This window comes from Iodobacter sp., from assembly GCF_025352645.1.
GTDB lineage: Bacteria > Pseudomonadota > Gammaproteobacteria > Burkholderiales > Chitinibacteraceae > Iodobacter.
Genome location: NZ_JANXSO010000116.1, coordinates 21,620 through 33,757, shown reverse-complemented (window position 1 = coordinate 33,757; position 12,138 = coordinate 21,620). Strand labels below are relative to the sequence as shown.

General features: G+C 46.4%; 9 protein-coding genes. 6 read left to right on the top strand and 3 right to left on the bottom strand.

Annotation, left to right across the window (positions count from 1 at the left end; all coding sequences use genetic code 11):
• The 3 genes from thiC to Q0R17_RS13160 all read left to right on the top strand — a co-directional run.
• On the top strand, window positions 1–918 hold a 918-nt coding region (gene thiC, locus Q0R17_RS13170), incomplete at its 5' end, for a phosphomethylpyrimidine synthase (RefSeq protein WP_293935752.1).
• 56 nt (window positions 919–974) lie between these two features.
• Window positions 975–1,487 carry a DMT family transporter gene (locus Q0R17_RS13165; protein ID WP_293935751.1) on the top strand — a complete coding sequence of 171 codons (513 nt, stop codon included), beginning with the start codon at window positions 975–977 and terminating at the stop codon, window positions 1,485–1,487.
• Window positions 1,488–1,614: 127 nt separating this feature from the next.
• Window positions 1,615–1,965, top strand: a complete 351-nt coding sequence (locus Q0R17_RS13160) for a DUF4870 domain-containing protein (protein ID WP_293935750.1) — start codon at window positions 1,615–1,617, stop codon at window positions 1,963–1,965.
• A 233-nt stretch (window positions 1,966–2,198) separates the two neighbouring features.
• Here the strand turns inward: Q0R17_RS13160 and dnaJ are convergent, their stop codons facing one another.
• Window positions 2,199–3,326 carry a molecular chaperone DnaJ gene (dnaJ, locus tag Q0R17_RS13155; RefSeq protein ID WP_130105749.1) on the bottom strand — a complete coding sequence of 376 codons (1,128 nt, stop codon included), beginning with the start codon at window positions 3,324–3,326 and terminating at the stop codon, window positions 2,199–2,201.
• Between the two features lie 698 nt (window positions 3,327–4,024).
• Here dnaJ and Q0R17_RS13150 point away from each other — a divergent pair.
• Both Q0R17_RS13150 and Q0R17_RS13145 read left to right on the top strand, forming a co-directional pair.
• Window positions 4,025–5,644 carry a methyl-accepting chemotaxis protein gene (locus Q0R17_RS13150; RefSeq protein WP_293935749.1) on the top strand — a complete coding sequence of 540 codons (1,620 nt, stop codon included), beginning with the start codon at window positions 4,025–4,027 and terminating at the stop codon, window positions 5,642–5,644.
• Window positions 5,645–5,954: 310 nt separating this feature from the next.
• Complete coding sequence (locus tag Q0R17_RS13145) at window positions 5,955–7,586, top strand: methyl-accepting chemotaxis protein (RefSeq protein WP_293935748.1); 1,632 nt, start codon at window positions 5,955–5,957, stop codon at window positions 7,584–7,586.
• Between the two features lie 63 nt (window positions 7,587–7,649).
• Here the strand turns inward: Q0R17_RS13145 and dnaK are convergent, their stop codons facing one another.
• Entirely contained in the window at window positions 7,650–9,581 is a 1,932-nt protein-coding gene (gene dnaK / locus Q0R17_RS13140; protein WP_293935747.1) for a molecular chaperone DnaK, read from the bottom strand.
• A gap of 123 nt (window positions 9,582–9,704) precedes the next feature.
• Window positions 9,705–10,250 (bottom strand): nucleotide exchange factor GrpE, encoded by a 546-nt coding sequence (grpE, locus tag Q0R17_RS13135; RefSeq protein WP_293935746.1) that lies wholly within the window; start codon window positions 10,248–10,250, stop codon window positions 9,705–9,707.
• A 547-nt stretch (window positions 10,251–10,797) separates the two neighbouring features.
• Between grpE and aceA the strand changes: the two genes are divergently transcribed.
• Entirely contained in the window at window positions 10,798–12,078 is a 1,281-nt protein-coding gene (gene aceA / locus Q0R17_RS13130; RefSeq protein WP_293935745.1) for an isocitrate lyase, read from the top strand.
• Window positions 12,079–12,138 lie beyond the last annotated feature (60 nt).

Genomic DNA, 12,138 nt, shown 5'->3' with positions numbered 1-12,138 from the left:
TTCACCATCCATGCTGGCGTCTTACTGCGCTACGTGCCGATGACCGCTGGCCGCATGACCGGCATTGTTAGCCGTGGTGGCTCGATTATGGCGAAATGGTGTTTGGCCCATCATCAAGAAAGCTTCCTTTACACTCATTTCGCTGACATCTGCGAAATTATGAAAAAGTATGATGTAGCCTTTAGCTTGGGCGACGGCCTGCGTCCTGGCTCGATTTGGGATGCCAATGATGAAGCGCAGCTAGGCGAGCTAAAAACACTCGGGGAACTCACACAAATCGCTTGGCAGCACGATGTGCAAGTGATGATCGAAGGCCCTGGCCATGTGCCGATGCAATTGATCAAAGAAAATATGGATCTGGAACTAGATTGGTGCCATGAAGCGCCGTTCTACACCCTCGGGCCACTGACCACCGATATCGCCCCCGGCTACGATCACATCACCTCCGCCATTGGTGCCGCGCAAATTGGCTGGTACGGCTGCGCCATGCTTTGTTATGTCACGCCAAAAGAGCATTTGGGCCTACCGAATAAAGATGATGTGAAAGAAGGCATCATTACTTACAAGCTGGCGGCACATGCAGCGGATCTTGCCAAGGGCCACCCCGGCGCGCAGATTCGCGACAATGCGCTGTCTAAAGCCCGCTTTGAATTTCGCTGGGAAGATCAATTCAATCTGGGCCTAGATCCTGATCGCGCCCGCTCATATCACGACGAAACCATGCCAAAAGACAGCGGCAAAGTGGCGCATTTTTGCTCGATGTGCGGCCCGCATTTCTGCTCAATGAAAATCACCCAAGATGTGCGTGAGTTTGCGGCTAAACAAGGGATTGCCGAAGCAGATGCCAATCAAATCGGCATGCAAACCAAATCGATTGAATTTATCAAAAAGGGGGCTGAGGTTTATCACAAGGCTTAATGCCAAGGGCGGGCAAGGGATTGCTCGCCTAAGCATAAAGGCGTGGGCACAAAGGCGTGCCCACCCTACAATATGGCTACTTCAACCCAGCCAACAAAGCCCTCATGCAACTCCCCTACTACCTTCTTGCAATCATCATTGGCCTAATCGTTCCACTGCAATCGGCCGTCAACAATCAATTAAAAGGCGTCATTGGTGGCAGTACGCTACTGGCGGCACTTTTGTCTTTTTCTATAGGAACACTCACGCTGGCACTCTGCGCTATTTTAAGTGGGCAAAAGTGGACGGGGCTAAGCCAGCTAGGCCAAGCCTCTTGGTGGCAACTTACTGGTGGGCTAATGGGTGCATTGTTTGTCTTTGGCACTACCTTGCTTGCGCCTCGAATTGGTGTGGCAGCAATGGTTTCCTTGATTGTGGCGGGGCAAATTACTGCATCCTTACTTTTTGATCGCTTCGGCATCTTAGGGCTACCTATGCGCGAAATTGGCAGCCTGCGGATCTTAGGCGCGGTATTTATTGCGGTTGGGGTGCTATTAGTTAATTTTGGCCCACTCTTAGCAAAACGCTAATGCATCAAGACAAAGCAATTTGATTACAACAGTACGGCCTAAGCTTTTAAGCAATGTAAACATGGCGCTTGCTCTAGGCTAAACCTGCCACCTAGAATGAGTTTTCTGCCTCGTGATCGAGACCAAGATGGATGAAAATCAATTTCCAGTAACCACGCCAGTCAAGTCTGACTCTAATACCATCGCTGCACTAACTTGGGTGGGCAGTATTTTCTTTGGTTTTATCCCTGCACTTATCGTCTTTTTACTTAAAAAGGATGACCCTTTTGTGCAAGAGCACGCAAAAGAGGCGCTCAATTGGTCTATTACCGTGATGATAGGCTATGCCATTAGCGCGGTATTAACCGTTATTTTAGTAGGCTTTTTAGGCATATTTTTACTTGGGCTGGCCAATGTGGTGTTTTGCATTATTGCCGCCATCAGCGCCAGTAAAGGTGAAGCCTACCGCCTACCTTATGTGTTCCGCTTAATCAAATAAGTACTCTGCAATCAATTTTTCAACCTTATGCCAATCTAGTTCGTCATTCCCGCGTAGGCGGGAATCTAGCCTACTGAATTCCCGATAAAAACACTCGGGAATGACGATAGTTGCTCTAAAAGGCAAGAAGACTTATGGCTGTCCACTTCAGCGCGCTTAAAGCAACAAGGCCAGTGCATTTCCAATGCACTGGCCTTGTTATTAAGTGGATATGATTTAACTATTCCACTTTATTATGAAGCGAAAAAATCTTTTACTTTATCCATGAACGATTTAGCCCGTGGATTATGCTTATCAGAATCGCCTTGGCTGATTTCTTCAAACTCTTTTAGCAATTCTTTTTGACGCGCAGTCAGTTTAACCGGCGTTTCCAAAATCACATGACACATTAAATCGCCGGTAATGGCGCTGCGTACGCCTTTAATCCCCTTGCTACGCAGGCGGAACTGCTGACCGCTTTGCGTTTCTGCAGGGATAGTAATCCGCGCTTTGCCATCCAGCGTAGGGATTTCAATTTCCCCGCCCAAGGCCGCAATGGTAAAGCTGATCGGCATTTCGCAATGCAGATCATTGCCATCACGCTGGAACACCGAATGCGCCTTCACATGAATCACCACGTACAGATCGCCAGATGGGCCACCATTTACGCCGGCTTCGCCTTCGCCGCTTAAGCGAATACGATCGCCTTCATCCACGCCAACTGGGATTTTTACTGCCAGTGTTTTATGCGTGCTGACACGGCCAGTACCCGAACAAGGGCGGCATGGATCAGGGATGTACTTACCGCTACCGTGACAGGTTGGGCAAGTCTGCTGCAGGCTAAAGAAGCCTTGAGACACACGCACTTGGCCATGGCCACCGCAGGTGTGGCAAGTTTTAGCTTGCGTGCCCGCCTTCGCCCCACTGCCATGGCAGCTGCCGCATTCTTCATGCGAAGGGATCTTAATCTGGCGCTCTACACCACGCGCCGCTTCTTCAAGGCTAATTTCTAAGTTATAACGCAGGTCTGCGCCACGATATACATTAGAGCGCCCACCGCGATTACCGCCGCCCTGGCCAAAAATATCGCCAAAGATATCAGAAAACGCATCTCCAAAGCCTGCTCCGCCACCGCCACCGCCCATGCCTGATTGCTGATCAAGGCCAGCATGGCCGTATTGATCGTAGGCCGCACGTTTTTGCGCGTCGGATAAGACCTCGTAGGCTTCTTTACCCTCTTTAAATTTTTCTTCCGCATCCTTTGCATCAGGGTTACGGTCTGGGTGGTACTTCATTGCCAGTTTGCGATACGCTTTTTTAATCTCGTCATCACCCGCATCGCGGTTCACACCTAGCGTGTCGTAAAAATCTTTTTTAGCCATCTTTTTAATCCTGCACAGCAGGCTGCGCCCTGAATTCATCAACTGATTGCACATGGGGGCGAAGCATTCAATCTACAAGCCCCAGCAAAAAGATTAAGCAGCAGCAACTCAAGCCAGATGAGTAAGGAGCAGATTGCCAGTAAACATTGCCATAATTTTTAAAAACCTATAACTGATTATGCCCATGCCTCTTGTTCAAACGCCTCATAAACATCGTAAGTCAGGTGAACCCCGCATATTTATTGAGCATTGCTCACAGGTTTCACCCACCCTATAAATACAAAAACAGCAAACAGCGTGCAACTCTAAAAGAACGATTTGCATAGGCGCTATTGAGCAAAAGGCATAATGAGTAAAAATTTTATTTCATCCAATTAATATCAGAAAATAAAATAATCCATTGGTAATTATAAAATTATTATTTCATTTACCACTCACAATATAATTGTCACAAAAAAGCCGTGCTATCTCAATCTAAGCTAGAAATTTCTTATCAATAAACTATGCTGACTAAGCAGAAATAACCAGATTTAATAAATTACAAATCCATTTTAAGCATATACCCTTCTTTAGCTCCCTCATTGCTAATATTTTACCGCCTAGGATTATTCATTAGCAAATAGCTTGAATCCGCTCTCTATTTCAGCTATCAATAGCAAGAGCAATGTTTTCCTTACTTATATACAACAGGAACCAACATGATTTTTCTTCGCGAATACTCAATTTTTAAAAGACTAATTTCAGGCTTCCTACTGTGCTCCTTGTTAACACTCATAGTTGGCGTGTTAGGAATACTTGCTACCAAAGATATGTTTGATGAATCAATAAATATGTACGACAACCAGCTTGTGCCGATTATGGATCTAGCCAACGCCAATATGGAAGCGATTTATCATAACCGTGCTCTTTATGCCCATGCTTTAGAATCGGATGATAAAAAAATGGATCTTATTCTTCAATCCATGAGCGAGCATGAAAAAAAATATAATGCCCTAATAGATAAATACCGTGCAACCAGCTTAACCCCCTCTGAAAAAGAGCTATTAAAAAAAGCCGATAATTTTTGGCCAGCGTATATCAAAGCGGCCCAACCAGCTATCGCAGCAGGGCGAGCCAATGATAGTAAGCTTGCTTCTAAATTAATGGCCAATCAAGTGCACGCTGTCTTTCAGCCACTTGATGATAACTTAAGCGAATTAGTTAATTTCAATAAAAAACTCGCTGAATTATCTTTAGAAAAAAGTAAAACTCATATGCATTTTGTAATTATCAAAGCGATACTCATTACCGCAGCAGCCATTGTTCTTAGCTTTGTTTTAGGAAAAAAAATTGCATCCAGCATCAATGATCCATTAGAAAGCGTGCAAGAATCACTGCTCTTAATTAGCCAAGGTAATTTGGGCTCTAACATCAAAATCACCGGGCATGACGAACTCACCATCATGCAAACCGCCTTACAGCATATGCAAAAAGAGCTATCGGTAACGATTGCCCATGTGATTCATGAAAGTGATGAACTACTCACCATGAGTAGTGCCCTTGCTACCGCAGCGGAGCAAGTTGCCACCAGCTCGCAACTACAATCAGAATCAGCCGCATCCTCTGCTGCAGGCGTAGAACAACTTTCCGGCAGCATTGATAGCGTATTTTTAAGCGCAGCCACTGCCAATGAACAAGCGGGTGAAGCAGGCCAGCTTGCCAATTCAGGCACTGCCGAAGTGAGCCACTCCGCCCATTTAATTCGCGAGGTATTAGAAGGTGTTAATGCCAAGCTAATTGAGCTAGAAAAAAGCTCAATTCAAATTGGCAGCATCGCCGTTATTATTAAAGATGTGGCCGATCAAACCAATCTATTGGCTTTAAATGCCGCTATTGAAGCCGCCCGAGCTGGAGAACAAGGCCGTGGCTTTGCTGTGGTGGCCGATGAAGTACGCAAACTGGCCGAGCGCACCACCCACTCCGCAATGGAGATCACAAGTATGGTTGCTGGTCTTGGAGGGCAGAGTGCTTTATCGGGCAAATCATCGGGCAATCACTTTGAAAAAGTTGCGATTGCTTCTGATCAAACCAACAAGGTTATGGAACAAATCAAGCTAGAGTCAGGCAAGGTACAAGAGGCGGTAAGGGATATTTCTACAGCTATCTTTCAACAAAAATCAGTAAGTAGCGATTTGGCGCAAAATGTCGAAAAAATTGCCCAAATGGCCGAAGAAAATAGCGCAGCTGTACAAGAGGTCGCCAGCTCATCCAGTATGCTACTTAAACTTGCCGGTAGCTTAAAACAAGCAATGGGCCGATTTACATTGCTTGGGGCTTAATCAAATAGCCAAGATAAGCTAATACATAAAAAACACAAAAATCACGAGCATAGACTGTATTACTAAGTTGTACGACATCCGCTATTAAATATAGAGTGAAGCCATAAATACAAGATGGGTGCTGAGCAATGCGCAGCACCGTGTGAGACCGATCTGGCATAACATGGATAGCGCCTTTCAAAAGGCCAGCTTGCAAAACCATAAGATAATAATCAAAAGCCCCACCTTTGATGACTTGTAGTTTGCACAAACTAACTAAAGTTGCTATGAATACCTAATGTATTTCCTTACAAAGAAAAGAGGTTTGATCATGAGTTTTTTAAGTAACTTTGCTATTTCAACTAGACTCATTATCGGATTTTTACTTTGCGCCCTTTTAACGCTCATCTTGGGCATTTTAGGCTTTCAGGGGGCGGCATCCATGCAGCATCTGACTCTGGAAATGCACGATAATGAGCTGCTGCCTATAATCACAGTAGCCAATGCCAATATGGCGGCCATATATCATCACCGTGGGCTCTATGCCTATGCACTTGAGCCTGATGACGCAAAAATGGCAAAAATAAAAGACAGCATAAACACCCAAGAAGCAAAAATGAAAGCACTGCTCGATCAATATCGAGCGACTGATTTAAACCCAGAAGAAAAAGTGCTACTAAAACAAATTGATGATCAATGGCCCAAATACCTTGAAGCCACTAGGCCAGCCATGGCAGCGGGCCTAGCCAATGACGCAAAACTGGCTTCAGAGCTTATGGCGAGCAGCGTTGCGCCTGCATTTCAGATTTTAGATGATGACTTAAGTGCCTTAGTTGATCTGAATAAAAAACTCTCAGACGAAGCACTTGCCTCCAGCAGCAACGAGCTGGCCGCTATAAAAACCAAATCTATTGTCCTTACTTTGATTGCTGTTGCATTAGGCATTGCGCTGGGGCTTGTTTTAACCAAAAGCATTACCACTCCGGTTGCCCATGTGCGTAGCGCTTTAGATCGCATTAGTCATGGTGATTTAAGCGGGCATATTGATGTGGAGGGCAACGATGAATTGGCCAGCATGCAAAAAGATTTATCAAAAATGCAGGCCGATTTAAAAGCCACCATTCAGGGAATTATCCGCAATAGTGATGAGCTAGTTAATATGTCTGACCTGCTAGCCAGTGCATCACAGCAAGTTGCTATTAGCTCCCAAACCCAATCAGAATCTGCCTCTTCATCCGCAGCAGGGGTAGAGCAATTAACCGTCAGTATTGATAGTGTTTCTGCCAGTGCAACTGAAGCCAACCAACAGGCCAATGAAGCAGGACTGCTGGCTAATTCCGGTAGCGAAGAAGTCAGAAAATCAAACACGCTCATTGATAATGTATTAGAAAACGTCAATAGCACCGGCGCACATATTGCTGATTTAGAGCAAAGCTCGATCCATATCGGCAATATTGCAACCGTCATTAAAGATGTTGCCGATCAAACTAATTTATTAGCCTTAAATGCCGCCATTGAAGCCGCTCGTGCTGGGGAGCAAGGCCGAGGCTTTGCTGTGGTAGCTGACGAGGTAAGAAAACTAGCGGAGCGCACCACCAGCTCTGCACAAGAGATCACCGGCATGATTCAAACCATCCAACAAGGAACGCGTGCAGCGGTAAGCGGCATGCAATCTAGCCAAGAAAGTGTAAGCCAAGTCTCTAGCGCATCAGGGCGCACTAATCAGGTGATGGATCAAATCAAAGCGGGCTCCATCAAGGTGCAAACATCGATCAACGATATTGCCTCCGCCTTATCTCAACAACGCTCAGTAAGCACCGATCTCGCTCAAAACGTGGAGCGCATTGCACAAATGGCCGAGGAAAACCGCGCCGCAGTAGAAGAGGTTGCCAATTCATCGAACAAGCTGGTGCAATTAGCCAATGGCTTAAAACAATCTATCAGCCGATTTAAACTCAGCTAAATCTCGCTGGCAAAAAAACAGGCCCGCATCAGCGGGCCTGTTTTTCATTTAAATAAGCAGTGCTTATTTATCTTTTACTTCAGTGAATTCAGCATCAACTACATTGCCGTCATCTTTTTTAGCATCTGCTTCAGGGCCAGCTGCGCCAGCCGCTGCTGCACCTTCAGGCTGCTGTGCGTACATTTGCTCAGCTAATTTGTGCGATGCTTCAGTCAGCGTGGCTGTTGCCGCTTCGATCTTTTCTTTATCGTCCGCGTGGTCTTTCAGTACCAGCTCAACTTCGGCCATGGCCGCTTCAATCTTGGCTTTTTCGTCCGCGCCAATCTTGTCGCCAAATTCGGCCAGTGATTTTTTCACCGAGTGAACCATGCCATCGGCTTGGTTGCGAGCGCCTACCAATTCAGTCAATTTCTTGTCTTCTTCAGCATTTAGCTCAGCATCACGAACCATTGCTTCGATTTCAGCTTCGGATAAACCGCTTGAAGCTTGAATGGTGATGCGCGCTTCTTTGCCGCTAGCCTTATCTTTAGCGCCTACGTGCAAGATACCGTTGGCATCAATATCAAAGGTCACTTCAACCTGTGGCACACCGCGTGCTGCGGGTGGAATATCGCCAAGGTTAAATTGGCCTAGGCTCTTATTCGCCGAAGCGCGTTCACGCTCACCTTGCAATACATGGATGGTTACTGCTGTTTGATTGTCTTCTGCGGTAGAAAACACTTGCGATGCCTTAGTCGGAATCGTGGTGTTTTTCTTGATCAGCTTAGTCAAGATGCCACCCATGGTTTCAATACCTAGGGATAACGGGGTTACATCCAGCAGCAATACGTCAGTACGATCGCCAGACAATACCGAGCCTTGCAATGCAGCACCCACGGCAACCGCTTCATCTGGGTTTACGTCACGACGTGCTTCTTTGCCGAAGAATTCTTTAACTTTATCTTGCACCATAGGCATGCGGGTTTGACCGCCAACCAAGATGATGTCATCAATATCAGTAATTTTTAGGCCTGCGTCTTGCAATGCAATACGGCAAGGCTCGATGGTGCGGGCGACTAGGTCTTCAACCAAGCTTTCGTATTTAGCGCGAGTAATTTTCAGCGTTAAGTGCTTAGGACCGGATGCATCCATCGTCACGTACGGCAAGTTGATTTCTGTTTGCGTAGTAGATGACAATTCAATCTTGGCTTTTTCTGCCGCTTCTTTCAGGCGTTGCAGCGCCATTACGTCTTGCTTCAGGTTGATACCTGTGTCTTTCTTGAATTCATCAATGATGTAATCAATGATGCGTTGGTCGAAATCTTCACCGCCCAAGAAAGTGTCGCCGTTCGTGGCCAATACTTCAAATTGCTTATCGCCATCTACATCGGCAATTTCGATGATGGATACGTCGAATGTACCGCCACCTAGGTCATACACAGCAATCTTGCTGTCGCCTTTTTCGTGCTTATCCATACCAAAGGCCAGCGCAGCAGCTGTTGGCTCATTGATAATACGTTTTACATCCAAGCCCGCGATACGGCCAGCGTCTTTAGTGGCTTGGCGTTGTGCATCGTTAAAGTAAGCAGGCACGGTTACAACCGCTTCTGTTACTTCTTCACCAAGGTAATCTTCGGCGGTTTTCTTCATCTTGCGCAGTACTTCTGCGGAGATTTGTGGCGGGGCCATTTTTTTGTCACGTACCGAAATCCATGCGTCGCCGTTGTCGGCTTTAACAATGGCAAAAGGCATCAGGTCGATGTCTTTTTGTACTTCTTTATCTTCAAACTTGCGGCCAATCAAACGCTTTACCGCGTACAAAGTATTTTTTGGATTGGTTACAGCCTGACGCTTAGCTGGAGCACCAACCAAGATTTCACCGTCTTCTTGATAAGCAATAATAGACGGCGTTGTACGTGTGCCTTCAGCGTTTTCGATTACTTTAGGCTGGCCATTTTCAAACACTGCCACGCAAGAGTTTGTTGTGCCTAAGTCAATACCAATCATCTTTGCCATTTTTAATTTTTCCTTGTCTTCGCTTGCCCTTAGGCAGCGGTAAATTAACAACCATGTTTACGAAATGGGGATGCCACAAACATTTTCAAGTAGGGGCACGGCATGCCGTGCCCATTCATAAAATTACTTCGCCGCTGAAACCATCACCATCGCAGGGCGAATCACGCGGCCAGCTAACTCATAGCCTTTTTGCATGACTTGCACCACGGTGTTCGCCTCGCTTTCGCTTGGCACCATCGCAATCGCTTGGTGCTTATGCGGGTCTAGCTTGTCACCCATTGGGTTAATTTCGATCAATTGCGATTTCTCAAACGCCGCAGTGAGCTGCTTTAAAGTGAGTTCCACGCCATTTTTCAGGGCTTCGACATCACCGGTTTGATCGCTCAATGCCATTTCTAGCGAATCTTTTACCGCCAGCAATTCCATCGCAAATTTCTCAACCGCAAATTTGCGGGCTTTGTCGATTTCTTCAAGTGCACGGCGGCGATTATTTTCTGCCTCAGCCTTGGCATACAGCACGTCTTGACGGGCTTTCTCAATATCTGCAGTTGCAGTGGCTAACTGTGCATCTAAAGTATTACTTTCGCTAGATGCTTCAAGGCTCGCATCAACAGCTATATCAGCAGTGGCAGCCAATACTTCTTGTACTTGTTCAGTTTCGTTGCTCATAGGGAACTCCAGTCAAAACTATTTCAAACATGCAAAGGCAGATGGGGTTATCACGGAGCATTTCAAGAGCATAGATAGTAAGAGCGTGCAGTTTAAGTCTAGGAAATCAACTCAATACACCGTTGAGCACAGCGGTTTGAGCATTTTTATCCTTTTTTTCAGATTTTTTTTAGCTAATCTGCCACAAAAACACTCAAAAAATTTACATTTTTCTACGCAGTTTTTTCTTCAAACACCTGTTTAGCAGCATGTAGCTGACAAATAAAAATATATTAAAAACTACATTTATCTATTATTTTGCAACTTTATGCTTTTAAAACAGTCGTTTTAAGGTGGATTAATTCAAAGCTTATTTTCTTGTCATTTCAAGCACTTATTGACCACTACTTGACTCAATTCTTACTACAAAAAAAGTACATGAAAGCCCCAATATGTAGTCAACATTTTATAACTACAATCGAATGGTGCACTGCAAAATAACTCTGCAACACGGCTATAAAATGCTTTACTTAGACATGCAGCCCATCACCCATTAGGGAGTATTGTTATGAGTACGAAGGAACAAAAAATCCAAGCCATCCAGCAAGACTGGGATACTAACCCGCGCTGGAAAGGCATCACCCGCCCTTATACTGCCGCCGATGTAGAACGCCTGCGCGGTAGCGTGCAAGTGGAGCACACATTGGCCCGCCGAGGCGCAGAAAAGCTATGGTCTTTACTTAACGAAACGCCTTATGTACACGCTTTAGGCGCGCTAACTGGCAACCAAGCCATGCAGCAAATTAAGGCTGGCTTAAAAGCGATTTATCTATCCGGCTGGCAAGTGGCCGCCGATGCAAACATCGCGGGTGAAATGTACCCAGACCAATCTCTCTACCCAGCCAACTCAGTGCCACTGGTGGTGCGCCGCATCAATAATACGCTGACCCGTGCCGACCAAATCAATCACGCCGAAGGCGACGACAGCATCGATTTTTACGCCCCTATCGTAGCCGACGCAGAAGCGGGCTTTGGCGGCGTGCTGAATGCGCACGAGCTGATGAAATCTATGATCGAAGCGGGTGCTGCTGGCGTTCACTTTGAAGACCAGCTGGCATCGGTTAAAAAATGCGGCCACATGGGCGGCAAAGTATTAGTGCCAACGCGTGAAGCGGTAGAAAAACTAGTTGCAGCGCGTTTTGCTGCCGACATCATGGGCGTGCCAACGCTAGTTGTTGCACGTACCGACGCAGAAGCGGCTGATTTGCTGACCTCCGATGTGGATGCCAACGATAAGCCATTTTGCACCGGCGAGCGCACCCCAGAAGGCTTCTACAAAACCACACCAGGTCTAGAGCAAGCGATCAGCCGTGGCCTAGCCTATGCTCCTTACGCTGATCTTATATGGTGTGAAACAGGTAAGCCAGATCTGGAATACGCACGTAAGTTTGCCTCGGCTATCCATGCGCAATTCCCTGGCAAATTGCTAGCCTATAACTGCTCACCATCGTTTAACTGGAAAAAGAATCTAGACGACGCCACCATCGCCACTTTCCAGGCGGAGCTAGGCAAGATGGGCTACAAATTCCAGTTCATCACCTTGGCAGGCTTCCACGCACTGAACTACGGCATGTTTAACCTTGCCCACGGCTACGCTCGCCGCGGCATGAGTGCTTTTGTTGAGCTGCAAGAATCCGAGTTTGCAGCAGCAGACCGTGGCTTTACCGCAGTGAAACATCAGCGTGAAGTAGGCACAGGCTACTTTGACTCGGTCACGCAAGTGATCCAGCAAGGCCAGTCTTCTACCACCGCACTGAAAGGCTCGACTGAAGAAGAGCAGTTTCATTAAAACCTAAAACCCAGCTCTTAAAACACGGAGGAAAAGGAGAACACGGAGAGCCACGGAGAA

Excerpts from the sequence above, each read along its gene's own strand:
- Q0R17_RS13160 (WP_293935750.1), top strand. The coding sequence starts at position 1,615 with ATGGATGAAAATCAATTTCCAGTAACCACGCCAGTCAAGTCTGACTCT.
- dnaJ (WP_130105749.1), bottom strand. The coding sequence starts at position 3,326 with ATGGCTAAAAAAGATTTTTACGACACGCTAGGTGTGAACCGCGATGCG.
- Q0R17_RS13150 (WP_293935749.1), top strand. The coding sequence starts at position 4,025 with ATGATTTTTCTTCGCGAATACTCAATTTTTAAAAGACTAATTTCAGGC.
- Q0R17_RS13145 (WP_293935748.1), top strand. The coding sequence starts at position 5,955 with ATGAGTTTTTTAAGTAACTTTGCTATTTCAACTAGACTCATTATCGGA.
- dnaK (WP_293935747.1), bottom strand. The coding sequence starts at position 9,581 with ATGGCAAAGATGATTGGTATTGACTTAGGCACAACAAACTCTTGCGTG.
- grpE (WP_293935746.1), bottom strand. The coding sequence starts at position 10,250 with ATGAGCAACGAAACTGAACAAGTACAAGAAGTATTGGCTGCCACTGCT.
- aceA (WP_293935745.1), top strand. The coding sequence starts at position 10,798 with ATGAGTACGAAGGAACAAAAAATCCAAGCCATCCAGCAAGACTGGGAT.